Annotated in this window: 23 protein-coding genes; 8 read left to right on the top strand and 15 right to left on the bottom strand. The window is 66.5% G+C overall.

The features are described 5' to 3' along the window. Nucleotides 1-2 precede the first annotated feature (2 nt). From VGN82_RS03875 to VGN82_RS03850, 6 genes are all read right to left on the bottom strand, one after another. Nucleotides 3-524, bottom strand: a complete 522-nt coding sequence (locus VGN82_RS03875) for a TRAP transporter small permease (RefSeq protein WP_327525671.1) — start codon at nucleotides 522-524, stop codon at nucleotides 3-5. A 31-nt stretch (nucleotides 525-555) separates the two neighbouring features. Beyond that, nucleotides 556-1,572, bottom strand: a complete 1,017-nt coding sequence (locus tag VGN82_RS03870) for a TRAP transporter substrate-binding protein (protein WP_327525670.1) — start codon at nucleotides 1,570-1,572, stop codon at nucleotides 556-558. Between the two features lie 82 nt (nucleotides 1,573-1,654). Beyond that, entirely contained in the window at nucleotides 1,655-2,674 is a 1,020-nt protein-coding gene (locus VGN82_RS03865) for a Gfo/Idh/MocA family protein (RefSeq protein ID WP_327525669.1), read from the bottom strand. Continuing rightward, nucleotides 2,671-3,780: an isocitrate/isopropylmalate dehydrogenase family protein gene (locus VGN82_RS03860; RefSeq protein ID WP_327525668.1), complete on the bottom strand. Its 1,110-nt coding sequence runs from the start codon at nucleotides 3,778-3,780 to the stop codon at nucleotides 2,671-2,673. The genes VGN82_RS03865 and VGN82_RS03860 overlap by 4 nt, the downstream gene beginning before the upstream one ends. Continuing rightward, entirely contained in the window at nucleotides 3,777-4,472 is a 696-nt protein-coding gene (locus VGN82_RS03855; RefSeq protein ID WP_327525667.1) for a GntR family transcriptional regulator, read from the bottom strand. The genes VGN82_RS03860 and VGN82_RS03855 overlap by 4 nt, the downstream gene beginning before the upstream one ends. A 220-nt stretch (nucleotides 4,473-4,692) precedes the next feature. After that, a complete protein-coding gene (locus VGN82_RS03850; protein WP_327525666.1) occupies nucleotides 4,693-5,631 on the bottom strand; it encodes a LysR substrate-binding domain-containing protein in 939 nt (312 codons plus the stop codon). A 97-nt stretch (nucleotides 5,632-5,728) separates the two neighbouring features. Here VGN82_RS03850 and argH point away from each other — a divergent pair, with 97 nt between their 5' ends. The 6 genes from argH to VGN82_RS03820 all read left to right on the top strand — a co-directional run bounded on the left by argH (nucleotide 5,729) and on the right by VGN82_RS03820 (nucleotide 11,899). Then, nucleotides 5,729-7,144 (top strand): argininosuccinate lyase, encoded by a 1,416-nt coding sequence (gene argH / locus VGN82_RS03845; RefSeq protein WP_327525665.1) that lies wholly within the window; start codon nucleotides 5,729-5,731, stop codon nucleotides 7,142-7,144. After that, the gene (locus VGN82_RS03840) at nucleotides 7,141-8,034 is read left to right on the top strand and encodes an amino acid ABC transporter permease (RefSeq protein WP_327525664.1); all 894 of its coding nucleotides are present in this window, start codon (nucleotides 7,141-7,143) and stop codon (nucleotides 8,032-8,034) included. Before argH ends, VGN82_RS03840 begins: the two co-directional genes overlap by 4 nt. After that, nucleotides 8,031-8,810 carry an amino acid ABC transporter ATP-binding protein gene (locus VGN82_RS03835; protein WP_327525663.1) on the top strand — a complete coding sequence of 260 codons (780 nt, stop codon included), beginning with the start codon at nucleotides 8,031-8,033 and terminating at the stop codon, nucleotides 8,808-8,810. Before VGN82_RS03840 ends, VGN82_RS03835 begins: the two co-directional genes overlap by 4 nt. A 21-nt stretch (nucleotides 8,811-8,831) precedes the next feature. After that, nucleotides 8,832-9,662, top strand: a complete 831-nt coding sequence (locus VGN82_RS03830; RefSeq protein ID WP_327525662.1) for an ABC transporter substrate-binding protein — start codon at nucleotides 8,832-8,834, stop codon at nucleotides 9,660-9,662. A 234-nt stretch (nucleotides 9,663-9,896) separates the two neighbouring features. After that, complete coding sequence (locus tag VGN82_RS03825) at nucleotides 9,897-10,103, top strand: hypothetical protein (RefSeq protein WP_327525661.1); 207 nt, start codon at nucleotides 9,897-9,899, stop codon at nucleotides 10,101-10,103. Between the two features lie 383 nt (nucleotides 10,104-10,486). Then, complete coding sequence (locus VGN82_RS03820; protein WP_327525660.1) at nucleotides 10,487-11,899, top strand: M20 family metallopeptidase; 1,413 nt, start codon at nucleotides 10,487-10,489, stop codon at nucleotides 11,897-11,899. A 74-nt stretch (nucleotides 11,900-11,973) separates the two neighbouring features. On the opposite strand, the gene VGN82_RS03815 is transcribed toward VGN82_RS03820, so the two are convergent. Together VGN82_RS03815 and VGN82_RS03810 are read right to left on the bottom strand one after the other, a co-directional pair. Further along, entirely contained in the window at nucleotides 11,974-12,891 is a 918-nt protein-coding gene (locus VGN82_RS03815) for a dihydrodipicolinate synthase family protein (RefSeq protein ID WP_327525730.1), read from the bottom strand. A gap of 85 nt (nucleotides 12,892-12,976) precedes the next feature. After that, complete coding sequence (locus tag VGN82_RS03810; RefSeq protein ID WP_327525659.1) at nucleotides 12,977-13,603, bottom strand: LysE/ArgO family amino acid transporter; 627 nt, start codon at nucleotides 13,601-13,603, stop codon at nucleotides 12,977-12,979. A 68-nt stretch (nucleotides 13,604-13,671) separates the two neighbouring features. Between VGN82_RS03810 and VGN82_RS03805 the strand changes: the two genes are divergently transcribed. Both VGN82_RS03805 and VGN82_RS03800 read left to right on the top strand, forming a co-directional pair. Next, nucleotides 13,672-14,109 carry a LysR family transcriptional regulator gene (locus VGN82_RS03805; RefSeq protein ID WP_327525658.1) on the top strand — a complete coding sequence of 146 codons (438 nt, stop codon included), beginning with the start codon at nucleotides 13,672-13,674 and terminating at the stop codon, nucleotides 14,107-14,109. Continuing rightward, nucleotides 14,106-14,570, top strand: coding sequence for a LysR substrate-binding domain-containing protein (locus VGN82_RS03800; RefSeq protein ID WP_327525657.1), 465 nt, complete (start codon nucleotides 14,106-14,108; stop codon nucleotides 14,568-14,570). The genes VGN82_RS03805 and VGN82_RS03800 overlap by 4 nt, the downstream gene beginning before the upstream one ends. A gap of 413 nt (nucleotides 14,571-14,983) precedes the next feature. Here the strand turns inward: VGN82_RS03800 and VGN82_RS03795 are convergent, their stop codons facing one another. The 7 genes from VGN82_RS03795 to VGN82_RS03765 form a co-directional block, all read right to left on the bottom strand. Then, nucleotides 14,984-16,009, bottom strand: coding sequence for an Ldh family oxidoreductase (locus VGN82_RS03795; protein WP_327525656.1), 1,026 nt, complete (start codon nucleotides 16,007-16,009; stop codon nucleotides 14,984-14,986). Continuing rightward, the gene (locus VGN82_RS03790; RefSeq protein ID WP_327525655.1) at nucleotides 16,006-17,706 is read right to left on the bottom strand and encodes a hydantoinase B/oxoprolinase family protein; all 1,701 of its coding nucleotides are present in this window, start codon (nucleotides 17,704-17,706) and stop codon (nucleotides 16,006-16,008) included. The genes VGN82_RS03795 and VGN82_RS03790 overlap by 4 nt, the downstream gene beginning before the upstream one ends. Nucleotides 17,707-17,730: 24 nt before the next feature. Continuing rightward, nucleotides 17,731-19,779 (bottom strand): hydantoinase/oxoprolinase family protein, encoded by a 2,049-nt coding sequence (locus VGN82_RS03785; RefSeq protein WP_327525654.1) that lies wholly within the window; start codon nucleotides 19,777-19,779, stop codon nucleotides 17,731-17,733. Nucleotides 19,780-19,897: 118 nt separating this feature from the next. Further along, a complete protein-coding gene (locus VGN82_RS03780) occupies nucleotides 19,898-20,692 on the bottom strand; it encodes an ABC transporter permease (RefSeq protein ID WP_327525653.1) in 795 nt (264 codons plus the stop codon). A 12-nt stretch (nucleotides 20,693-20,704) separates the two neighbouring features. Continuing rightward, complete coding sequence (locus VGN82_RS03775) at nucleotides 20,705-21,583, bottom strand: ABC transporter permease (protein ID WP_327525652.1); 879 nt, start codon at nucleotides 21,581-21,583, stop codon at nucleotides 20,705-20,707. Further along, entirely contained in the window at nucleotides 21,580-22,644 is a 1,065-nt protein-coding gene (locus VGN82_RS03770; protein ID WP_327525651.1) for an ABC transporter ATP-binding protein, read from the bottom strand. Before VGN82_RS03770 ends, VGN82_RS03775 begins: the two co-directional genes overlap by 4 nt. A gap of 20 nt (nucleotides 22,645-22,664) precedes the next feature. After that, nucleotides 22,665-23,714 carry an ABC transporter substrate-binding protein gene (locus VGN82_RS03765; protein ID WP_327525650.1) on the bottom strand — a complete coding sequence of 350 codons (1,050 nt, stop codon included), beginning with the start codon at nucleotides 23,712-23,714 and terminating at the stop codon, nucleotides 22,665-22,667. Nucleotides 23,715-23,724: the final 10 nt, after the last annotated feature.

Here is a 23,724-nt window from a genome sequence, read left to right as displayed (position 1 = left end):
GGTCAGTCCTGGAAGGCTTCTTGCGGAAGGGGCTTGTTACGCAGCAGCAGCGCCATCTCGTAGAGCACGAAGACGAGCGCCAGCGCGGAGCCGACGGGCATCGCGAGATACTGCAGCCCCATCGGGACATGGAGCACGGTCAGCTCCTGCCCCATCGTGCTCTCCGTGATGTTCCAGCCATAGGAGATCAGGAGCGTCAGCAGGGCGACCACACCGAGCCGGGTGGCGAGCTCGACGACCTTCTGCAGAGTGGGCGGCATCTTGTCGGTGAATTCGGTGATGCGCATATGCGCGCCTCGGCGAGCGGCCGAAGCCCCGCCGAGGAAGGTCGCCCAGAGCAGCACGAACTCGCCGAATTCAGTGTTCCAGGCGAGGTCGCTGTTCAGCGCCACGCGCGCCGCGACATTGGCGAACATCACGACGAGCAGCATGGCGGCCAGCAGCGTCAGGGCAACATCGACCATGTCTCCGAGCCAGCGCAGAGGCGCTGGCTCGGGCAGGTCCGGGCGATAGAGGAAACGCATGCCGGCCTCCGGTGATGATTCTCGACGGGGCTCAGCTCATGCTTTTGCGGATCTCGGCCGCCTCGGCGATGAACTGGTCGACCGCGGTTGCGCCGAACTCCTTGCGGGCACGCTCGACGGCGCCTTCGCTCGCCTTCCGCCAGGCTGAGAGATCCGGCTTGACTATGGTCGCGCCCTTGGCGGTCATCTCGGCCAAGAGCTTTTCGTCATTGGCGCGCACTTCGGTGCGGTTCCAGTCGCCGGCTTCCTTCGCCGCCTTGAGGACGCCCTCCTGATCCGCCGCGCTGAGACTCTTGAACGTGCGCTCGGCCATGGCGACCCAGCGCGGCGAATAGACGTGCTGCGACAGGGTGACGTGCTTGGCGACCTCGTAGAAACGCTGCGAGTAGATGGTGTCGATGGGGTTCTCTTGCCCGGAAACCGTGTTCTGCTGGATGGCGAGATAGACTTCGGTCACCGGCATCACGACAGGCGAGAAGCCGATCGATTCCATGATCCAGCGGATCATTTCGACCGGAGCGATGCGCAGCTTCTTGCCCTTGGCATCGGCCGGGCTGTTGAGCGGGAAGTTCGTGGTGAAGCTGCGGAAGCCGGCCTCCCAGTTGCCGACGATGCGCATGCCCTTGGCGGGCAGCAGATCCGCCTGTTGCTTGATGAACTTCGAGGTGTCGTAGAGCTTCCAGCCCTGTTCATAGGTCTCGGCCAGATAAGGCAAGGCGATCAGCGACAGGTCCTTCACATGGGGTGTGAAGGTGACGACGCCGGTGAGAGCGAAGTCGAGCCCGCCGACCTGGAGCTGGTCGAGCGACTTGGCGTCGTTGGCGAGCTGGCCGGAGTGGAAAACCTGAACCTTGCAACGGCCTGAGGTGTATTTCTCGACCGCTGCGGCGAAGCGCATCGCGGCCTCGTTCGCAGCACCGACCGACGTATCGGTGTGGCTGAAGCGCAGCGTGCGGACGCTCTGGCCCAGGACGATGTTGGGAAAGCCGGTGATCGCGCCGCCGGCGAGCGCCGCCGAGGCTTTCAGGATATGACGTCTGTTCTGCATGGTAACCTCCCTTGTGTGTGTTTCCTGCCCAACCGGGCGGCTTCGACGGCCGCCTTCTCGTGGTTCAGATCGAGATGTCGTGTCAGATGGCGATGAAGCGTCCCTCTTCGGCAGAGCGGTAGATCGCTTCCTCGATGGCGAGATTGCGCAGGTAATCGCGGCCGGAATTGACCAGCGCCGTACCCTTGGTCAGGTGCTCGACGACGTGGCAGCTCTGGCCGTAGACGCAGTCGCCGCCGTAGCCGCGATTCTCCCAGGCATAGGCGTGCTCGCGCTCCTCGCCACGCAGCGGGCGCAGGAACAGCCGGCCATAGCCGTCGAGCCGCAGCACCCCGCGGTCGCCCTCGACCATCAGCACGCCATTGGTCATGCGCGTGTCCTCGGCGGGGTGATCGACATGGCGGTTGCCGTCGAAGAGGCCCGCGGCACCGCTGGCGAAATCGAAGATTACGAGCCCGGCATCCTCACCCTTGATGACCGGGTTGATCCGCCGAAGCCGCGCGAAGACACCGGTGATCTCCCCCATCACGTCCCGGAACACGTCGATCAGGTGGATGCCGGTCTCATGGATGAGGAAGCGCGACATGCTCTGGAAATAGGGCTGTCGCGAAAGATAGGCTTCGGGCCCCTGGCCGTCTCCGGGCCGCAGCCGGAAATTGATGTTGAGAGGCGTGCCGATCGCGCCGTCGGCGACCAGCCGCCTGGCCTCCATGAACCAGGGCATGAAGCGGAAGTTCTCATGCACCGCCAGCATCACCCCCGCCTTCTCCGCGATGGCAACGATCTCCTGGGCCTCATCGAAGGTCGGCGCCAGGGGCTTCTGGCAGATCATCTTCACGCCACGGCGCGCGGCCGCCTCGACCAGCGCCCGATGTGTTTGTGGTGGCGTGACGATGTCGATCAGGTCGGGGCGCACCGCATCGAGCATCGCCTCCGCATCTTCGAAGGTCGCCGCGCCCTGTAGCAAGGCGGCGGCGGCCCCTCGCTTGCTGGCGTCACGATCCGCGACGCCGACGACGCGCACCCCTTCCATCCGGCTCCACGCATCCTGATGGAACCGGCTGAAATAGCCGCAACCCGCAATAGCGACAGTCAGAGTCATTGCGGGTCGGCTTTGCCGCTCGCGATGAGCTCGGCGATGGTGCCGCCGATGTCGCGGGTGCCGTGGCGCCCGCCGATGTCGTAGCTGCGCAGGTTCATCTTGCCGAAGGCGTGGTCGACGCCGAGTTCGATCGCCCGCGCGGCATTGCGCGCCGCGGCGCTGCCGTGACGCTCGCCCAGCCAGTCCAGCATCATTGCTGCCGAGAGGATCATTGCCGTCGGATTGGCGATGCCCTTGCCGGCGATGTCCGGCGCCGTACCATGGCTCGGCTGGAACATGCCGTGCGCTTCGCCGATGTCGGCCGAAGGCGCGAAGCCCATGCCGCCGATCAGCCCGGCACCGAGATCCGAGAGAATGTCGCCGAACAGGTTTTCGGTCGGCAGGACATCGAAATCCCAGGGCCGGCGCACGAGGTCGAGCGCCATCGCGTCGATGTAGTGATGGCGCGCGTCGATATCGGGGTGCTTGGCCGCGGTCTCGTAAAAGACCTTCCGCATGAAGGCGAAGGAGCGGAACACATTGGCCTTGTCGACCAGGGTGACGCGGCCGGGCGTGCCGCGCGTCTCGCGCCGCCGACGCGCGAGGTCGCAGCAGAAGGCGGTGAGCTGCTCGGTGACCTTGCGGGTGATGACCTGGGTGTCGCGCGCCTCGCGGTCGTCGATGATCTCGCCCTTGCCGCGGGAGGCGAACATGCCTTCGGTCGACTCGCGCACGATCACGAAGTCGATGTCCTTCCAGCGCTCATGGGCGAGGATGGGCGGCGTGCCCGGGATGGCGCGGATCGGCCGAACCCCGGCATAGAGGCCAAAGGCCATGCGCATGTCGAGCTGCGGCGCGATCTCGGTCCCGTCCGGGAAGCGGATGTCCGGCCACCCCATCGCTCCGAACAGGATTGCGTCCGCGTTGCCGGCGCGCTCCAGGCCGTCCTTCGGCAGGATCGCGCCGGTTTCCTTGTAGTGATGCGCGCCGCCGGGGATGTGCTCCTGGCGGAAAGACAGATCGAAGCGCTTCTCGACCGCGTCGAGTACGACGGCCGCAGCCTCCATGACTTCGATGCCGATGCCTTCGCCGGGCATCACGGCAAGATGGAATGAGTTCGACGTCATAGCCTCTGGATTCCGTGTCGTTCGATGATGGTGGTCAGCTCGAGGCCGCCCCGCTTGCGATGCTCGTGGTAGATCTCGCGGGCGCGCTCGACGTCGCCTGCGAGGATGGCCTCGACCACGGCGCGGTGCTCGGCCGTGGACTGCACCGGCAGCGGGCGAAGCGAGAGCGTGAACATGCGGGCGCGATGGGCCTGGTCCCAGACCTGCATGATCATCGCCGCCAGGCGCTTGTTGCCGCAGAGGCGAGCGAGATTGAGGTGGAAGGCCTCGTCGGCGGCGGCCCAGGCCTGCAGGTCGGGCGTGCCCTGCAGCGCAGCCTCCATCGCGTCGCAGGAGGCGATCAGCTTGGCGAGCTCGGCCTTGTCCGGCCTTCGCCGGGCCAGAAGCTCGACGGCCGTCGGCTCCAGCGACATCAGCACCTCGTAGATCTCGCGCATGTCGCTCGGCGAAAGCGCAGAAATGCGCACGCCATGGCGCGGCACGATCTCGAGCAGCCCCTCCTGCTGCAACCGCACGAAGGCCTCCCGGACCGGGGTGCGCGAGGCGTCCAGCTCAGCCGCAATCTCGCTTTCGAGGATCTGCGCGCCGGGCGGATAGCGGTTGTCGAGGATGTGCTGCTTCAATTGCGCATAGACCGCGTCGGTCGAGCGCCGGGGCTGGTGGGGAGCGTCAGGGGTCGGGATCGCGTTCATCGCATCCGATAATGCATACATTAATTGATGACGCAAACGTACACATCACCGACGTGATTGCAAGCCGGAGATTTCCTCGCTGTGTCTCCCCGTCGTGGCGACGCCGCCTCAGGCTATGTCGGAGCAGCCCGGCGCCTGGCCATCGGGGTTTCCATCACGCGTGGCGCGCTCGCCTTCTGCAGCCCGCTGGGGGCGAAGTACCAAAACCCGCCCGCAGCTCTCAACTCGCCGCCGAGAGGCTCGGTGCCTTGGCCAGCGTCGCGGCTTCAAATATGGCCGCCTCCTCGCGCAACCAGGCGACCAGCGCCTCGAAGCCCGGCCGATGTTCGGTGTTGGCGCTTAAGGTGAGCCAGCAGCCTGTTGCGCTCTCGAAATCGAGGCCGAGCGGGTTGATCAGGGCGCCCGAAGCCAGTTCCTCCGCCACGTAGCAGCGTGGCGCCAGGGCGACGCCGAGCCCGGCCATCGCCGCGCGGATGATCACGGAATAATAGCCGTAGCGCACCGTATGCGCCGGGACGGCGCCGCGCAGTCCGAATGCCTCGGTGAACTCCGCCCAGAAGGTCGGCATCTGGAAATGCTGCAGCAGGGTCATCTTCTGGATATCGGCCGGACGCAGGAAACCGCCCATCCGCTCGACCAGGGCAGGCGCGGCAACGAGGGCGACCTGACGTCCGAAGAGATAATGCGACTCGCGTCCGGCCTGAGGCCCGGTCCGGTGGCCGATGTCGATATCCGGCTCCTCCGTCTCCTCCTCGCTGACGAAATTGGTGAACTGAACGTCGATCTCGGGATGGGCCTGGGCGAAGACCGGAAAGCGCTCCATCAACCAGCGCTCCCCCGCGATGGCGATCATGTGCAGGCGGATCGGGCGGCCCTGGGCAGCGCGCTCGCTCAGGCGGCGCGCACCGCGCTCCATCTGCTCGATCGCGGCCTCTGCGTAAGGGTTGTAGATCGAGCCGGCCTCGGTCAGCTTCAGGCCCTGCGGCGTGCGCTCGAACAGCGTTGTCCCCAAATGCTCCTCGAGCGCCTGGATCTGCTTGGAGACCGCACTCTGCGTCAGATTGACCGCAGCGGACGCCTTCGCCGTCGATCCAAGCCGCGCGACCGCCAGGAACACCCGGAGCCCCGTGGTCGATGGCGGGAGGCGGTTGCCGGTCATCAAGGCTATTCCATTTCAGACTACCCGCCGGAGATCGTTTCGTTTGCTGGCAGCATGGTCAAGAGGCAGTCTTTGCAAAAGACCAATGGGGAAAGCGATGAACCAGACGACACGCCTGTGGGGCGGCCGCTTCCGCAAGCCGCCGGATCCCCGGCTGATGCGGCTGTCCAGCGCGGCCAGCGCCCATGCCCGTCTCGCACCCCAGGATATCGCCGGCGGCAAGGCCCATGCCGCAGAACTGCTGCGCGCAGGACTGCTCACCGCCGCCGAAATGGAGGCGATCATCGCCGCCCTCGAAGCCATCTCGCAGGAGGTCCAGGCCGGCAGCCTGAGCCCCAGCGCCGATGACGAGGATGTCCATACCTTCATCGAACGCGTCCTGATCGCCCGGATCGGCGACGCCGGCGCCAAGCTCCGTGCCGGCCGTTCCCGCAACGACCAGGCTGCCAACAATCTGAAGCTCTATCTGCGCGAGCAGGTTCGCCTGATCGGCGGCATGCTGGCGGAGCTGCTGGACGCCATCTCGGCCCAGTCGGAAACCCATGCCGCCTCGGTCTGCCCGGGCTTCACGCATCTGCAGAGCGCCCAGCCCGTGACATTCGGCCACTGGCTGATGGCGCATGGCCAGGTCCTCGCGCGTGACGCCACGCGCCTGCAGGATTGGGAGCGCCGTTCGGGGCAGTCGCCGCTCGGCGCAGCCGCCCTCGCCGGCTCGGCCATCGCGTTGACGCCCGAACTCAGCGCCAGGGCGCTTGGCTATGACGCCCCCTGCGAAAACTCGGTCGATGCCGTCGGCGCACGCGACCATGTCGCGGAATTCCTGTTCGTCGCGGCCATGCTCGCGACCAATCTCTCGCGCCTGGCCGAGGAGGTCACGCTCTGGACTTCGCGCCAGTTCGGCTGGATCACGCTCGACGACGCCTTCGCCACGGGCTCGTCGATCATGCCGCAGAAGAAGAATCCGGACATCGCCGAGATCTCGCGCGGCCGGGCGGCGCGGCTGACCGGCGATCTCGTCGCGATGCTCGGCGCACTCAAGGGCCTGCCTCTCGCCTATAACCGCGACCTCGCCGAGGACAAGCGCGCCGCCTTCGATGCCGTCGACGTGCTTGGCGAGGTGCTGCCGGCATTCGCCGGACTGATCGCCAGCATGGAAGCGCATCCGCAGGTGATGCGGGCGCAGGCCGGCGCGGGCTTCGCGCTGGCGACCGAGGTTGCCGACTATCTCGCGCGCAAGGGCGTGCCCTTCGCGGAGGCGCATGAGATCACCGGCACGCTGGTTCGCTACTGCGAGGAGATGGAGCGCGACCTCGAACAGCTCGAGCCGGTCGAGCTCCGCGCCATTGATCCGCGCCTCGGAGAGGATGTAAGGGCCTGTCTGACGCTCGATGCCGCAGTGGCCGCCCGCAGCGGCTTTGGCGGCACAGCGCCAGCGCGCGTCACCGAGCAGATCGCCCGTTTCCGAAGCTGGCTCGCGGAGTTTGAAGTTTGGACCGGCGGAGCGTCGCGATGACCAGCACAGTCGGAATTGGAATAGGTCGTGACCTGGCCGGGGTCGCGGGTTTGAAGCTCGTGCCGCGCCGCTACTACGGACGCTGGGTCGCTGCCGCGCTGATCATCCTGGCCTTGGCCTGGGTGATGAAGGCCTTCGCCGAAGGCCAGATCGACTGGCGGGTCGTCGGGCAGTTCTTCACCGCCCCCGCGATCCTGAACGGGCTCGTCAACACGATCATCATGACGGCTTGTGCCATGGCGCTCGGCATCGTGCTCGGCGTCGTCTTCGCCATCATGTACATGTCGCCGAACCCGGTGCTGCGCGGTGTCGCGCTGTTCTACATCTGGTTCTTCCGCGGCACGCCGCTGCTGCTGCAGCTCCTTCTCTGGTTCAACCTGGCGCTGGTTTTCCCGACGATCGGCATCCCCGGCCTGGTCGAATGGCGCACCATCGACGTGATCGGCCCCTTCATGGCGACCCTGCTCGGCCTCGGCATGAACCAGGGTGCCTACACCGCTGAAGTGGTGCGCGGCGGCATTCTCTCCGTCGATGTCGGCCAGACCGAAGCCGCCAAGTCGATCGGTATGACCAGGCTAACGACACTCCGGCGCATCGTCCTGCCGCAGGCGATGCGCGTCATCATCCCACCGGTCGGGAACGAGGTGATCAGCATGGTCAAGCTGACCTCGATCGCCAGCGTGATCCAGTTCTCCGAGATCCTGCGCAATGCGCAGACGATCTACTATGCCAATGCCCGCGTCATCGAACTCCTGATCGTCGCCGCCGGCTGGTATCTGATCGTGGTCACGCTGCTGCAGATCGGCCAGTTCTTCCTGGAACGCTACTTCTCCAAGGGCCGCGGCGACCGCCGCGCCAAGCCGCAGGTCGTCGAGGAGGCCGGAGCATGAGCGCCTCCCCCACAGACGCGATCGTCGCAGCCGCCAACGTCACCAAGCGCTTCGGCGAGCTGCGCGCGCTGAACAACGTCTCGCTGACGATCGCACCCGGCAGCGTGCAATGCATCATCGGGCCCTCGGGCTCCGGCAAGAGCACGCTGCTTCGCTGCATCAACCAGCTCGAGAAGATCGACCAGGGCGCGATCTGGGTCGATGGCCAATTGATCGGCTATCGCATCAAGGGCGACGAGCTGCACGAACTGAGCGACGCCGAGATCGCGCGCCAGCGCCTCTCGACCGGCATGGTCTTCCAGCGCTTCAATCTGTTCAACCACATGACGGTGCTGCAGAACATCATCGAGGGCCCGGTCACGGTGTTGAAGCGGCCTCGCCAGGAAGCGATTGCCGAGGCCGAGAAGCTGCTCGCCCGCGTCGGGCTTTCCGACAAGCGCAATGCCTACCCGATCGAGCTCTCCGGCGGCCAGCAGCAGCGCATCGCGATCGCGCGGGCGCTGGCGATGAAGCCGAAGCTGATGCTGTTCGACGAACCGACCTCGGCGCTCGACCCCGAGCTCGTCGGCGAGGTGCTTGCCGTGATGCGCGACCTCGCCGCCAGCGGCATGACGATGATCGTCGTCACGCATGAGCTCGGCTTCGCCCGCGAGGTCGCGACCGACGTCGTCTTCATGGACAAGGGCGAGATCGTCGAGCGCGGCCCGCCCAATGCGGTGCTGGTGGCGCCGCAACAGGCCCGCACCCGCGATTTCATCGCCGCTGTTCTGAAATAGCCGTTCACAAGGGAGAATCCGATGCTTCGTTTCACTTTGGCAGCCACGCTGCTTGCCGCCACCGCGCTGTCTGCCCAGGCCCAGGCCCTGCCGGAGCGCATCAAGAACACCGGCAAGATCGTCATCGCGACCCAGCCGAACTACGCGCCGATCGTCTACAAGGACCCGGCTACCAACACGATGACCGGCTTCGACTATGATCTCGGCGAGGCCATCGCCAAGGACCTCGGGGTCAAGGTTGAGTGGCAGGAGACGGCCTTCGCCCAGATGCTGCCTTCGCTGATGACGGGCCGCGTCGACATGGTCATGGCCGGCATGAGCGACCTGCCGGCGCGTCGCGAGACGGCCGACTTCGTCGACTACATGGTCTCGGGCGCCCAGTTCTATACCGTCACGGCGCTGGCCGGCTCGATCAAGACTCCCGAGGATCTCTGCGGCAAGACGGTCGGCGCCAGCCGCTCGACCAACTGGCCCCGCCAGATCGGCGAGTGGAGCGAGGCCAACTGCGTCGCAAAGGGCAAGCCGGCGATCACCGTCGTCGGCACCGAAGGCTCGATCGATGCGCGCACGCAGCTCAAGACGCAGCGCCTCCAGGGCGGTGTCCAGGGCAGCGAGACGATGAGCCACAACCAGAAGCTCGAGCCGAACACCTATGTGACACTTGGCGAGCCCTTCACCCGCTCGCTGACCGGCATCCCGTTCCCCAAGACCGCCGAGGGCACGCAATTGCGCGATGCGGTGAAGGGCGCGCTCGACCGTCTTCAGGCGAATGGAACCTATGACGCGCTGATCGCCAAATACGGGCTGCCAAGCAATGCGCTGAAGCCCATCGTCATGAACCAGGGCCAGTAAGCGCCCTCAATCGTCCGCGGCTGCATGGTCGGCCGGGAACGGTAACACGATCGCCCCGCGAACCCGGTTCGCGGGGCGAGTTGCATTTGGCCCGTCCTGATCGCCTGCCGGGACGCGCACCCTACGCTCCGGAAGCGCAGCAAAGGCCGAATTCGGCTGTGTGAGCCACATCACATTCAGATGCGCGGAACTGGGTATCCATAGGGAACCCCATTGAAGCCGGGAGTGCCCTACATGCCCGCGACTTTCGAGCAGAGGATGCAGCAATTCCATCGCAAGACGATTGAACAAATGCGAAATGTAGGTCTCTCGGCCTATATCCTGAACGAAGACGGCAGCGTGCTTCATATCAAGCCTGACGGGAAAAGAGAGCTGATCGTTACTGGAACATACTTCACGGCCACATTGAAATCGGACGCAATTGCGTTGACGACAGGCTGAATTCTGCGCGACAGGCGGTTCCTTGCGCTGCAGGTTCCGCAGTCTCCACGCGCTCGCTGGGTTGCGCCGCTGGAGCGGGGCAACCTGCCATTGCGGTCCGCTCCACCGGGCCGCCTGGCTTCGGCCAGGGAACCGGGTTCCAGAACACAGATCTCCAAGAATGCGCCGCAAAAACCGGAGCGGATCAGGCCAGACGGCGTGATCCCGGAGGGAACGCGCCAACGCCGACCTGCAACAAACGCCGATTCTTCGGAGCAAAATTCAGCCATTCTGCCGCCCGCCCTGTAGTAGCCTCTCGACGCTGGAGCTGCCGACACCCGACGCTCGTAGGGACGGCGGCCCTTGGCCGCCTAAGGGCGCGGATGCCATCTCGGGAGAAGGCTGTGCAGAATACCGATAAGATTTGGACGATCGTCGATTCCAAGCAGGCTGACTATATCGAGCTAAGCGACCGCGTCTTTGAAATGCCCGAGCTCAACTACCGGGAGGTGAAGTCAGCCGCCGCCCATGCCGAGCAACTGCAGCGCGAAGGATTTCGCGTGGAGACGGGCATTGCCGGATTGCCGACCGCCGTCATGGGCGAGGCGGGCGAAGGCGGCCCGGTGATCGCCATCCTCGGCGAGTACGATGCGTTGCCGGAGCTTTCGCAAGCGCCGGGCGTGTCGGAGCATCAGCCGCTTCCGAACCAGCCCGCCGGCCATGGCTGCGGCCATAACCTTCTCGGAGCCGGCGCCATGCTGGCAGCCGCTGCAGTCAAGGACTTCCTCGCGGAGCGCGGGCTCAAGGGGCGGGTCCGCTACTATGGCTGCCCGGCCGAGGAAGGCGGAGCGGGCAAGGCCTTCATGGTCAAGGAGGGCGCTTTCAAGGATGTCGACATCGCGATTTCGTGGCACCCGGCCGATTTCGCGGCGGTGACGGCAGCCTCATCGCTCGCCAACACGACGATCGACTTCGAGTTTACCGGCCGGGCCAGCCATGCCGCTGCCGCGCCACATCTCGGCCGTTCGGCACTCGACGCCGCCGAGCTGATGAATGTCGGCGTCAACTACATGCGCGAGCACATGCCGTCCGACGCCCGTATTCATTACGCCTATCTGGAAGCCGGCGGCATCGCGCCGAACGTCGTGCAGGCCAAGGCGAAGCTGCGCTACGTCGTGCGCGCGACGATGGTCTCCCAGGTCCATGAACTCCTCGCCCGCGTCCGGAAGATCGCCGAAGGCGCGGCGCTGATGACGGAAACCACCGTCACCGACGAAGTCGTCAGTGCGATGAGCAGCCTGCTGGCGAACACGCCCCTCGAAGATGCCATGCAACGCAATTTCGACCGTCTCGGCCCGCCGCCTTTCGACGCAGACGACGTCGCCTTCGCCAGGCGGATGCAGAAGACCGTGACGCCGGCCCATATCGAAAGCGCATTCCGCCGCTCGGGGCTTCCGGCGACGGACTTCCCCCTCTGCAACGCGATTGCGCCCAAGGAGGTGCCGGGCCCGCGCATGATGGGCTCCACCGATGTCGGCGACGTCTCCTGGGCGGTACCGACGGTCCAGGCGCGCGGTGCGACCTATACGATCGGCACACCCGGCCATTCCTGGCAGTTGACGGCCCATGGGCAGTCGCCGCTGGCTCACAAGGGCATGGTTCACGTTGCGAAGGTCATGGCGGGCGTCGCCGTGGACGTGCTCGCCGAGCCGGAATTGCTGGAACAGGCCAAGGCCGATTTCGAGAAGCGCCTGACCCGGACGCCCTACAAGGCGCTGCTGCCGGACGACGCCAAGCCGCCCTTCCACATGTTCTGACGCCTGCAGATCGATGGCCCGGCGATGTCTGGCCGGGCCATCGTCCAAACTCCGCGCATGCCGCGCGCCGCCGTTCAGCCCCGCGGATCTGCAACTCTCGATATCAGCTGCAGCGCTTCGGCAACGGCTTCATCGACGGATCTCGCTAGCGGCTGGATTGGCAGCGGCGGCGCGCCGGGGCGAAGGCCGAGCTGATCGGCGATCACATACATCACCCGTAGGCTCCCGTGAGCCTTGAACAGCGTCCACAGCCCCGAGAACGCATGGTCGATCGCGAGCGCAGCGTCGCGATCGCCCGCCATCGCGTTGCAGGTGAGACGAAGTGCGGCTTCCGGCAGCAGGCCGGCGACGACGCTGTACCAGGCGTCCGCCCCGGCAAGCAGCGCCGAGGCGGCGCCCCAGTCGCCACTGTAGCCGATCGTCATGCCGTCCTTGCAGGATGCGCGCAGCCGGCCGATTTCCGCTTCGAAGGCGCCGTCCGACGGCAGCGGCATCTTGATTGCGGCAACAGTTGGCAGGCGCGACAGCCGCGAGATCAGCTCCGGCGAGAACACGAAATGCGTCGTGCTAGGGTTGTTGTAGATGCAGACTGGCAGACCCGCGGAGGCGGTGGTCGCCTCGAAATGAGCGAAGACCTCATCCTGCGCCAGCGGGGTGTAGGAAACGGGCGCCAGAAGCAGCCCGTCCGCATGCATGCGCTCTGCCTCTCGGGCCAGTTCCATGACCCATGACGTCCGCATCGTCCCGACGCCGACGATGAGCGGCACCCGGCCGGCGATGGTCTCGACCGCAGCCGCCAAAGCCCGCGATCGCTCGCCGCGGTCGAGATAGGCATAGGTACCGGTGCTCCCGAGAATTGCGATGGAATCGACTTCGGCTGCAACCAGCCGGTCGAGCATGCGTGAAAAGGCCTCCGTATCGACCACGCCGTCTGCGTCGGCGGGCGTCAGCGGGAATGCGGACAGTCCCTTGAAGATCGATCCGTCAGTCATCATACCCCCGCACAATCCGCCTGTTTCAGGCCTGCTTGATCAAAAGCCTTCGTACCTGTCCGGCTCGGCACGCCGTCCTTGCCCGTCAGCCCGTAACCGCGCTGTGGAACAGGCTGACCGAGAGCGCGAGCATGAGTATCCCGATCGCGACATCGAGGCCACGCCAGGCTGCCGGCCGTGAAAAGAACGGCGCAAGAAAGCGAGCTCCGAACCCCAGCCCAGCGAACCAGGCGAAACTGGCGCTTGCTGCGCCGATCATGAACGGCGTGCGCTCAGCCACGGGAAGGCTTGTTCCGACCGCGCCCATCAACATCACGGTATCGATGTAGACATGGGGGTTGAGGAAGGTGAAGGCGGCGGTCCCGGCCAGGGCCGCCTTCAGGCTGATGCCTGCAGCCTGCTCGACGATCAGCGCCGACGAACTGGCAGCCCGGCGCAGCGCCGAAATGCCGTACCAGGCGAGAAAGGCCGAGCCGCCGAGGCTCAGCGCGAATGCGAGGCCCGGAACGACCGCCAGGGCACTGCCCAGCCCGTTCACACCGGCAACGATCAACGCGGCATCGGCTGCCGCACAGAACAACACGATGGGCCAGACATGCTCGCGCTTCAGACCCTGGCGGAGCACGAACATGTTCTGGGCACCGATGGCGACGATCAGGCCGGCGGAGAGGGCAAAGCCCTTGGCGGCGGGGGCGATGATGGCGCTTGTCATGTGCGCTTGATGGCCAGGGGCGTTGATGTAGTCTAGCTAAATCACCTAAAGGCTCATTAGGACTTCTAATGCTCGACTATTTGTCTCTCGCCGCAGTGGCTGCTGTCGCGCGCGAGGGCAGCTTCGAAAAGGCCGCCACCGCGCTTGGCGTGACCCCTTCCGCCGTTTCGCAACGGATCAAGGGGCTTGAAGAACGCCTGGGCGCAGTCCTCCTGACACGAGGCGCCCCCTGCCGCCCGACGGAGATCGGCGCGAAGCTCTGCGCCCATGTCGAACAGGTGCGGCTACTGGAAGGCGAGCTCGTCGGCGAGCTCCCGGGCTCGCCGTCGTTGGAGGCCACTCCAACGTCTCTGCGGATCGCCGTGAACGCCGACAGCCTCGGAACCTGGTTCACAAGGGCCGCGGCCGCCTTCGCAGCTCAGACCGGCGCCCTGCTCGAGCTTGTCCTGGAGGACGAGGCCATACGGCCGAGCATCTCCGCACTGGGGAGGTCCTTGCCGCTGTGACCGCCGACGCGGCTCCCGTCGCCGGGTGTCGAACCTATGCTCTCGGCGAAATGGAGTATGTCGCCATCTGCGCCACCGACTTCATGCGGCGGCATTTCCCGGCTGGCATCAATGTGCACAGGCTTCAGAGCGCTCCGATGATGCGCTTTGACCGGCGCGACCAACTTCAGGCGAATTGGGCGCAGGAGGCGTGCGGTGCGCGGATCTCGCCACCGACACACTGGACGCCATCGACACAGGGCATGCTGGACATGACGCTTGCAGGGCTGGGCTGGTCGATGGCCCCCCTCCCCCTCGCAGAGCCGCTGATCGCAGCAAAACGACTGGTCGAGATGCCGTCAGGAAAGCGGATCCGCGTGAAGCTTTACTGGCAGCGCACGCGCCTGGCCGCGAGTATCCTCGATCGACTGACGGAGGCCGTGCGTATGGTCGCGGGCAGCGAGTTGATCCAACCGGCTTGATCGCCGGCAATTCGGTGCGCGTCACGCTCGGCATTTCGCCATGGAGGCAACATGGCGGCCGGCGCGAGGCCGTCTCCGCCATGTGGCTTAACAATCAGGTTCTTTGCAAAGTTGGGATCAAAGGCGAGCGTCTCAGGAATTCGATCGAGAACGCTGATCGGTCATTGGGCCCACAGCCGGCGCACATCCTCGCCGTGGCGGATCAGCAATGGCGGGCCGACTTTAGCTGCGCGCGCGGCGGCCCATCCGTAGCGGCCCTTCGCAGCCATTGCGGGAATAGGCGGAAAAGCTCCACGAAATGGCGCCTGTTGCACACAGGCGTGCGACGCAATCGTCGCAATGCCCGAGACGGCGGCACAAGCCCTCGCGTCCGTGCCCGTCCCGCGATGCCAGGACGGGCGTCGATCCAACCCTCAGGCCGCGTAGCGCTGCAGCTTCTCGTGCAGGGCCTTGGGAATGGTGATCCCCTCAGCAGCGGTCCGCAGCCGGGCGCCACTGCGCCGTCCGCCAGGCAGGCGCGCGCCCTCCTGCTCGGTGATGGCGCCGAACAGGCGTTCCAGCCGCTCGGCCGCTCCGGGACCTGCGATCGCTCCGGTATCGATCGCGATGAAGAACTGGCCGGTGCGCGGCGATCCACCGAGATTATCGGCGAAGGATGAGGCGTCGACCGAGAGATTGGCGCCGGTCAGCCAGGCCGCAAAGATCTCGACGATCAGCGCGAGCCCGGCGCCCTTGTAGCCGCCGGCCGGAACCATGGTGCCGCCCGCCAGTGCCGCCTGGGGATCGGTGGTGGGATTTCCGTCGCGGTCGAGTGCCCAGCCGAGCGGGATCGGCTCGCCGCGCTGCTGATGCACCACGATCTCGCTCTTTGCAACGACGCTCGACGACTGGTCGAGCACCAGCGGATCGGCCCCGGCGCGCGGCACGGCGAGCGCGATCGGGTTCGTGCCGAACACCGGCTTCGTGCCGCCCATCGGCGCGATCGAGGCCGGGGCGTTGACGAAGGCGAGCGCCAGCAGCCCTTCCCGGGCGAGACGCTCGACATGGTAGCCGACCACGCCGCAATTATAGGAGTTGGTCACGGCAAGCGCCGCGATGCCCTGCGCCTTGGCCGCCTCGCACAGGGCCGGCAGACCGAAATCGATCGCCGGGTGGGCGAAGCCGCCCTTGGCGTCGACACGGACGAGGCCGGGCCGCGGACTGTCCAGCACCGGCCGGGCCTTGCCGTCGATCTTGCCGACCTTGGCATGCTCGCAATAGGTCGGCAGCCTCGCGAGGCCGTGGCTGTGGATGCCCTCGGCCTCCGCCGCGACCACCGAGGCGGTGATCGCGGGCTCGTTGCGCGCATCGACTCCGCAGGCGATCAGCGCCCGCCGGGTCAGCGTCTCGACGTCCGCCAGGCTGAGATGGACACCGTCGGCCGGCTGGTGAGCGTTCATGCGACGGCTCCCATCTGCTCGGTGTAGCCGTAAAGCGAGACCGCCTTTTCAGGGCTGATCATGCCGTCGGCGAGGTCCTTGGCGATACGCTGCGGATCGCGCTTCAGCGGATCGCCGAAGCCGCCGCCGCCGGAGGTCTCGATGGTGACGACATCGCCGCGCTTCAGCGGGATGCCGGAGATCTTCGAGCGCAGCGGCGTCCGCGAGCCGTCCGGCCGCGTGATCGTCATGCTGCTGAGCGAGCCGGGCTGGCCACCATGGACACCATGCGGCGGGAACTTGAATCGCTCGAAATGGGCGCCGAGCTTGCCGGCATCCTGCTCCAGCCGCCATTCCCGAACGAGGCCAAGCCCGCCGCGGAACTGCCCGGCTCCCCCTGAATCCGGGATCAACCCGTATTTCGTGAAGGTCACCGGATACTTCGCCTCGACCATCTCGATCGGCGCGTTGGTGTTGTTGTGCAGACCGCAGGAGAGGGCGCTCGCGCCGTCGCCGCCGGCATGGCCGCCCCAGCCCCCGACCTCGATGTCAAAGTAGACCTGGCCCTTGCCCTTTCGGCTGACCGTCTGCAGCGCATAGACATAGGAGATCGCGTAATAAGCCGCCGGGATGCGCTGGGGCGCGATCTCGGCCAGCGCCCCGAATACGGCTATCGCGATGCGGTGGTTGATCACCATGCGCCCCGCAACCGGGGCCGGGAAAACGGCATCAACGACGCTGCCCTCGGGCAAGGTCACCGTGACCGGGCGATAGCAGCCGGAGTTGGCGGGGATGTCGCCGCCGAGCGCGGCGAGCAGGGCGTAATAGACCGCCGAACAGGTCATGGCGCGGGTGTTGTTGACCGGGCCGCTGACCTGCGGGCTCGAACCCGCGAAATCGAGCGCGATCCGGTCGCCTGTCTTGGTGATCTTCACGGCCAGCCGGATCGGCTCGTCGGACTGGCCGTCATCGTCGACGAGTTCGACGAAGGAGGCCTCGCCATCCGGCAGCGCCTTCAGCCCGGCGCGCATCATCGCCTCCGAGCCGTCTAGGATCGCTGCCATCGCGGCGGCCAGCGAGTCGGAGCCGTATTTGCGGGCCATGCGCGCGACGGCACGCTCGCCGATGCCGAGCGCCGCGATCTGCGCGTTGAGATCGCCACGCGTCTCGTCGGGCTGGCGGACATTGTGCAGCAGCATCTCGAAGACGCCGGTGTTCAGCACGCCCTTCTCGACGAGCCGCAGCGGCGGGATGCGGATGCCCTCCTGGAACACCTCGGTCGCGGCGGCATAATAGCTGCCGGCGGCGGCGCCGCCGACATCGACATGGTGGCAGAGCGTGCCGACGATGCCGACGCGCCGACCGTCGACGAAGACCGGCCGGAAGGTCTGGATATCCGGCAAATGCTGGCCGCCGGAATAGGGATCGTTGGTGACGATCACGTCGCCGTCGTTCCACTGCTCGAGCGGGATGAAGCGGTCGAGGATCGTGCGCAGGCAGTCCGACATCGAGTTGAGATGGACCGGGATGCGCGCCGACTGGGCGATGTTGTTGCCTTCCGCGTCGAAGACGGCGGTCGAGAAGTCGAGGATCTCGCGAACCACGGTCGAGCGGCTGGTGCGCCAGATCGTGATGCTCATCTCCTCCGAGGCCGCGACCAGCGCGTTGCGGATCACTTCGAGGCGGATCGGATCGATCGCCGGCTGAAGATCGGTCATGTGCTTCGTCATGGTCTTTGAACCTCAGTGGCTGTCGGCGCGGTCGGCGATCAGGGCGCCCGACGCATGGGTCAGGATCGTCCAGCCGGCGGGGAGGTAGATCGAGGTGTAGGGCTCCTCGACGATGGCGGGGCCTGCGACCGGCGTGGTGCGGCTGATCGCGTCGCGCTCGCGCACCGGCGTCGCGACCGCGCCATGGCGGCCATGGACCGGTCGGGTCGGGGCGGCTTCGCCGGTCTTGGTCGCGATGCCCTGCGTCGGCACCGGCTTGGCGAGGCGCCCGACCGCCTTGAGCCGCAGCGCCACGATCTCGACCGGGACCTCCGGCTCGTCATAGGAGAAGCGCTGGCGATGCAGGGCGTGGAAACCTGCAGTCGCCTTGGCGACACCCGCAGGCGAGAAATCGGCATCGTCGAGCGCGACGCGCAGGTCGAAGGCCTGGCCGGCATAGCGCAGGTCGACTGCCCATTCGAAGTCCTGCGCCGCGTCCGCCACGCCATCCTCCGTCAGCAATTGCCGCGCTTCCGCGACGAGGCGCGTGGTGGTCTCGCCGAGGCCCGGCGCGAGCTCGGCGAAGAGGCCGATCTGCGTGGCGCTGAGGTCATGGGCGATGTCGGACCAGAGGATGCCCCAGGCCGAGAGCGTCGAGGCATGGGCCGGGAAGATCACGCGGCGGATGCCGAGTTCTTCCGCGACCTCGCAGGCATGGACGCCGCCGGCGCCGCCGAAGGAGAGCAGCGCGAAATCCTCGGGGTCCATGCCCTTCTCGAAGAGCGACAGGCGGGTCGCCGTCGCCAGCGCCGAATTGGCGACGTCGATGACGCCGGCCGCGACCTGGTCGACCGAGAGCTTGAGCCGGTTCGCGATCTCCTCGGCGGCCTTCTGCGCCGCCTGCCGGTCGAGCGGCATCGCGCCGCCCATGAAGCTCGCCCCGTCGAGGCGGCCGAGCAGGAGGTTGGCGTCGGTGACGGTGAGCCTCGTTCCGCCCTTGCCATAGCAGGCAGGGCCGGGATCCGCTCCGGCCGAATGCGGGCCGATGCGCAGGCGTCCGCCCTCGTCGACCCAGGCAATCGAGCCGCCGCCCGCACCGATCGTCCGCATCTCGATCATCGGCAGGCGCACGGGCAGCCCGTCGACCTCGCCTTCGTTCACCATCGAGACCGCGCCGTCATGCACGACCGAGACGTCGAAGGAGGTGCCGCCCATGTCGACAGCGACGAGATTGGGCTCGTCGAGCTCGGCCGAGAGCCGCTTCGCCGCCGCAGCCCCGCCACTCGGTCCGGAGAGCAGCAGCCGCGCCGGCTCGCGACCCGCCTTGGCGAGGCCGGAGACGCCACCATTCGACTGCACCAGATAGACCTGCGCCTCCGGAAGCTCCTCCTTCATGCGGCCGGCAAGCCGGTCGGTGTAGCGCTGGACGATCGGCACCAGCATCGCGTTCAGCGCGGTCGTCGACATCCGCTCATATTCGCGGATTTCGGGGGAGATGTCGGAAGCGAGCGTGATCGCGACGCCCGGCAGCAACTCGGCGAGGATCGCGCCGACGCGCCGCTCATGCGCGGGGTTGGCGTAAGCATGCAGCAGGCAGACGGCAACCGACTTGACGCCCGCCTTGGCGAGCTCGCCCGCGACATGACGGACACCGGCCTCGTCGAGCGGCACGGTGATCTCGCCGGCGGCATTGACGCGCTCGCTCACGCCGAAGCAGAACCGCCGCGCCACCAGCGGCTCGGGCTGGGCCAGCGTGATCGCATAGACATCGGTGCGGCCATGGCGGCCGATCTGCATGACGTCCTCGAAGCCGGCCGTGGTGACGACGGCGCCGAGCGGCAGCTTGCGCTCGAGCACGGCATTGGTCGCGATCGTCGTGCCGTGCAGCAGGTACTGCACAGCCTCCATCGGGAAACCGAAGCGCTCGGACGCCTGCTTGATGCCGGTCAGCAGGCCGATCGAGGGATCGGCTGGCGTGCTCGGCGTCTTGATCTGGTGGATCGCGCCGGAGGTCGCATCGAGGATCTCGATGTCGGTGAAGGTGCCGCCGATATCGACGGCGATGCGGATGTCCTGATCCATCAGGCAAGGCTCCAGTGTTCCCGCTCGCGCGCGGCGAGCGGGTCGGGTTGATCAGAAGTCGGTGTTCGTTCGAGTTAGCGCGCGCTCGGCGCGGTTCCGAATGGGGTCAACAAGGCGGTCACTTCACGAAGGTCTTGGCCAGGCCCGAGGTCCGGTCGACCACGAGCACGACGAGCAGGGTGAGCACGACGAGCAGCACGGAGAGCGCCGCCACCAGCGGGTCCGCCTGCTGCTCGACATGGTGATACATCGCGACCGGCAGCGTCTGGATGCGCGGGCCGGTCATGAACAGCGAGAGCACGACCTCATCGAAGGAGACAAGGAAGCACAGCGCAGTCGTGCCGATCAGCCCCGACTTCATCATCGGCAGCGTGATCCGGCGGAAGACGGTGAAGGGTGAGGCGCCGAGCGTCGACGCGGCCTCCTCGACCGCGATCGGCAGCGTCGAAAGTGCCGTGGCGAGCACGCGCAATGCATAGGGCAACGTCACCACGAGATGGGCGGCGACGAGACCGGGGAACGTCGCGAGCAGGCCGAAGCGGGCGAAGACGATCAGGATGGCCAGGCCGAGCACGATCGTCGGCAGCAGGAGCGGCGCGGTGAAGAGGCTCGACAGCGCCTCCGCCCCGCGCGGCTTGAGCCGCACCAGCGCGAAGGCCGCCGGCAGGGCGATGACGAGGCTGAGCACCGTGACGACGCAGGCGAGCAGAAGGCTCGTCCAGAAGGCAGCGGTCATCTTCCCGTCGGCGAAGATCGCCGGATACCACTTCACGCTCCAGCTCGAGGGCGGGAACATCATGTAGCTGTCGCCGGAGAAGGAGATCGGCACGACGACGATCAGGGGCGCCAGCAGGAAGGCGAACATCAGGAACGCCAGCAGCTTCAGCGCGGGGGAGACGGGACGTTCATCCATGACCAGCCTCCCTCACAGGATCGCGCGCAAGGCGCGGGTATAGAGCACGAGCGCAGCGCCGAAGATGACGAGCACCAGGATCGAGAGCGAGGCGGCCAGCGGCCAGTTCAGCGTCACGATCGCCTGGTCGTAGATCTCGGTCGCCAGCAGGAAGACGCGCCCGCCACCGAGCAGCTTCGGCGTGATGAAGGACGAGACGGCCAGCACGAAGCAGAGCAGGCAGCCGAGCGCGATGCCGGGCAGCGTCAGCGGCAGGATGATGCGGCGGAAGATGGTGAAGGGCGGCGCGCCCAGCGTCGATGCGGCTTCCTCGACGCGCGGGTCGAGCCGCCCGAAGCCGGCGAGCAGCGCCAGGATCATGTAGGGCATCAGGATCTCGGTGAGGCCGATGACCACGCCGGTCTTGTTGAACATCAGCCGCAGGCGCTCGAGGCCTAAGCCTGAGACCAGGTTGTTGACCAGGCCGTTCTCCGAGAGGATCGCGATCCAGCCATAGGTCCGCACCACCGCCGAGGTCAGCAGCGGCGAGATCACCAGCACGAGCAGGATCGTCTTCCAGGTCCCGCTGGAGCGGTGGAGATAGAGCGCGATCGGATAGGAGCAGATCAGCGTCAGCAGGGTGATGCCGAGGCTGACTGTGATGCTGTTGACGATCAGCTCTGCGTAGAAGGTGTCGGCGACGACCTTGGCCCAGGTCGCAAGCGAGAACGCCTCGTGCATCGCGCCGGTCGGCTCGACCTCGTAGAACGACATGCGCGCGAGGTTGAGCACCGGTGCGAGGAAGCCGAAGGCGTTGACCAGCGCGATCGGCGCGATCAGCGCAACGACCAGCGCAAGCCCGTTCGAGCGCCGCTCGGCCACCGGAGCGGGCATGGTGATCGCCGCGGTCACGCCGCGGCCCCATAAACGAAGACGTCCTGCGGCCGCCAGGACAGGGTGACCGCCGCACCCGGCGCGAGCACGGTCTCGCCGCCGCGCGTCGCGAGCTCGATGGAGACGATCTGCCCGGCGACATCGACATCGTATTGAAGGATATCGCCGGCGAAGATCGCCCGCGCGATCGTGCCGGGGATGCCCTCGCCGCCGGCCGGAGCCAGGGTTACGCGATGCGGCCGGACCATCACCTCGACTGGGCCGGACAGGCTGGCGGGCGCGGCGATGCGCTGGCCGGCGAAGTCGGCGAAGCCGTCCTTCGCCACTGCCTTCAAGCGGTTGGTACGGCCGACGAAGCTCGCGACGAAAGCGGTCTTCGGCCGCTCATAGAGATCGACCGGCGTGCCGAGCTGTTCGAGCCGGCCCTGGTTCATCACGACGACCTTGTCACACATCGTCAGCGCTTCGCTCTGGTCATGCGTCACGAAGATCGCGGTGATGCCGAGCCGCTGCTGGATGTCGCGGATTTCGTTGCGCATCTCGTCGCGCAGCTTGGCATCGAGATTGGAGAGCGGTTCGTCGAAGAGCAGGATCGAGGGCCGGATGACGAGCGCACGCGCCAGCGCCACGCGCTGTTGCTGGCCGCCCGAAAGCTGCGCCGGCCGATGCTCTTCCTTGCCGGTCAGATGCACCAGCGCGATCGCTTCCTTGACGCGCTTGGCGATCTCGTCCTTTGGCACCTTCCGCATCTCGAGGCCGAAGGCGACGTTCTTCGCCACGCTCATATGCGGGAACAGCGCATAGCTCTGGAAGACCAGGCCCATGTCGCGGCGGTGCGTCGCGACCTCGGTGAGGTCCTGCCCGCCGACGACGATGCGCCCCGACGTCGCCGGCACGAGGCCGGCGATCATCCTGAGCGAGGTCGTCTTGCCGCAGCCCGACGGGCCGAGGAAGGCGACGAGCTCGCCCTTGGGAACCTCGAGGTCGAGATTGTCGACCGCCGTGAAGCCGGCATAGCGCTTGGTCAGCCCCCGGATGGAGAGAAAGCCCTGGCTAGGCGCCGTGCGGGTGTCGGTCATGACGGTCATTCCTTCCCGGATCAGCGGCTCAGCGGGATCACCTTGCGGCGCCACTGTTCCATGATCGGCTCGCGGACCTTAGCGAGGGCGATCCAATCCACGGGGATGACCTTGTCCATCGACTTCACCGCGGTGCGGGCGATGGCAGCGTCCGAAATCTGCGCCTTGGCGTTGGTCGGGGCGTAGAACATCGTCTCGGTGAAGGACTTCTGGGCTTCCGGAGACAGCGCGTAGTCGATGAACTTGGCGCCTGCATCCTTGCCGGGGCCATTGGCGACATAGTTGATCGTGTTGATCTGGAAGACACTGCCCTCCTGCGGCAGGATCGCCTTGAGCTTGCCGCCGGAGGCGTCAGCATTGACCTGCGCGCGGGCGTTCCAGCCGGCGCCAGCAGCGGCCTGGCCGGAGATGATCACCGGATAGACTTCCGGCTTCGGCTCCCAGGTCTGCACGTTGGGGGCGATTTCGCCGAGCGCAGCGATGCCCTGGTCGACGTTCTTGAGGTAGTCGGCGCCGCCGCGCGCCTTGTCCATGATCAGCACGAGCGACAGACCCTGGATGTCAGGCATGCCGGGGATCGCGACCTTGCCCTTGAGGTCGGGCTTGGCGAGGTCCATCCAGCTCTTCGGCGTCTCCTTCACGACGTCGGAATTGTAGAGCATGACGAGGTTGTCGAAGGTCACCGCGACGCCGTCGACATCGGCGATGCGGGCGTTCGGATAGAGATCGGCGACGTTCTTCGAGACCTTGTCGTCGATCTTGATCAGCAGCTTCTCGTCGGTCGCGGCCTTGGAGACCGAGACGTCCATGATGACGACGTCAGCCTGGGGCGCCGCCTTCTGGGCGCGCAGATTGCCGAGCATCTGCGCCGAGTTCGGCAGCGGGAAGTACTCGACCTTGATGCCGGGATTGGCCTTCATGAAGGGCTCGATCACCGCCTTGGTGTAACGCTCCTGGAACAGGCCGGAATAGGCCATGACGGTGACGGTCTGCTGCTGGGCGAATGCACCCTGCGCACTGAGGCCGGCGGCCAGCGCGATGGCCATGGTGAGCTTCGTCGATGTCTGCATGTTCAATCCC

The organism is Allobosea sp. (genome assembly GCF_035999205.1).
In the GTDB taxonomy this organism is placed as follows: domain Bacteria; phylum Pseudomonadota; class Alphaproteobacteria; order Rhizobiales; family Beijerinckiaceae; genus Allobosea.
Note: the sequence above shows the minus strand (reverse complement) of the source record. Positions and strands in the feature narration are given on the sequence as shown.

Coding starts and splice junctions, on each gene's coding strand:
- argH (WP_327525665.1), top strand. CDS start 5,729: ATGAACCAGACGACACGCCTGTGGGGCGGCCGCTTCCGCAAGCCGCCG.
- VGN82_RS03850 (WP_327525666.1), bottom strand. CDS start 5,631: ATGACCGGCAACCGCCTCCCGCCATCGACCACGGGGCTCCGGGTGTTC.
- VGN82_RS03785 (WP_327525654.1), bottom strand. CDS start 19,779: ATGGATCAGGACATCCGCATCGCCGTCGATATCGGCGGCACCTTCACC.
- VGN82_RS03780 (WP_327525653.1), bottom strand. CDS start 20,692: ATGGATGAACGTCCCGTCTCCCCCGCGCTGAAGCTGCTGGCGTTCCTG.
- VGN82_RS03815 (WP_327525730.1), bottom strand. CDS start 12,891: ATGACTGACGGATCGATCTTCAAGGGACTGTCCGCATTCCCGCTGACG.
- VGN82_RS03875 (WP_327525671.1), bottom strand. CDS start 524: ATGCGTTTCCTCTATCGCCCGGACCTGCCCGAGCCAGCGCCTCTGCGC.
- VGN82_RS03790 (WP_327525655.1), bottom strand. CDS start 17,706: ATGACCGATCTTCAGCCGGCGATCGATCCGATCCGCCTCGAAGTGATC.
- VGN82_RS03840 (WP_327525664.1), top strand. CDS start 7,141: ATGACCAGCACAGTCGGAATTGGAATAGGTCGTGACCTGGCCGGGGTC.
- VGN82_RS03830 (WP_327525662.1), top strand. CDS start 8,832: ATGCTTCGTTTCACTTTGGCAGCCACGCTGCTTGCCGCCACCGCGCTG.
- VGN82_RS03860 (WP_327525668.1), bottom strand. CDS start 3,780: ATGACGTCGAACTCATTCCATCTTGCCGTGATGCCCGGCGAAGGCATC.
- VGN82_RS03810 (WP_327525659.1), bottom strand. CDS start 13,603: ATGACAAGCGCCATCATCGCCCCCGCCGCCAAGGGCTTTGCCCTCTCC.
- VGN82_RS03865 (WP_327525669.1), bottom strand. CDS start 2,674: ATGACTCTGACTGTCGCTATTGCGGGTTGCGGCTATTTCAGCCGGTTC.
- VGN82_RS03795 (WP_327525656.1), bottom strand. CDS start 16,009: ATGAACGCTCACCAGCCGGCCGACGGTGTCCATCTCAGCCTGGCGGAC.
- VGN82_RS03770 (WP_327525651.1), bottom strand. CDS start 22,644: ATGACCGACACCCGCACGGCGCCTAGCCAGGGCTTTCTCTCCATCCGG.
- VGN82_RS03805 (WP_327525658.1), top strand. CDS start 13,672: ATGCTCGACTATTTGTCTCTCGCCGCAGTGGCTGCTGTCGCGCGCGAG.
- VGN82_RS03835 (WP_327525663.1), top strand. CDS start 8,031: ATGAGCGCCTCCCCCACAGACGCGATCGTCGCAGCCGCCAACGTCACC.
- VGN82_RS03855 (WP_327525667.1), bottom strand. CDS start 4,472: ATGAACGCGATCCCGACCCCTGACGCTCCCCACCAGCCCCGGCGCTCG.
- VGN82_RS03870 (WP_327525670.1), bottom strand. CDS start 1,572: ATGCAGAACAGACGTCATATCCTGAAAGCCTCGGCGGCGCTCGCCGGC.
- VGN82_RS03825 (WP_327525661.1), top strand. CDS start 9,897: ATGCCCGCGACTTTCGAGCAGAGGATGCAGCAATTCCATCGCAAGACG.
- VGN82_RS03765 (WP_327525650.1), bottom strand. CDS start 23,714: ATGCAGACATCGACGAAGCTCACCATGGCCATCGCGCTGGCCGCCGGC.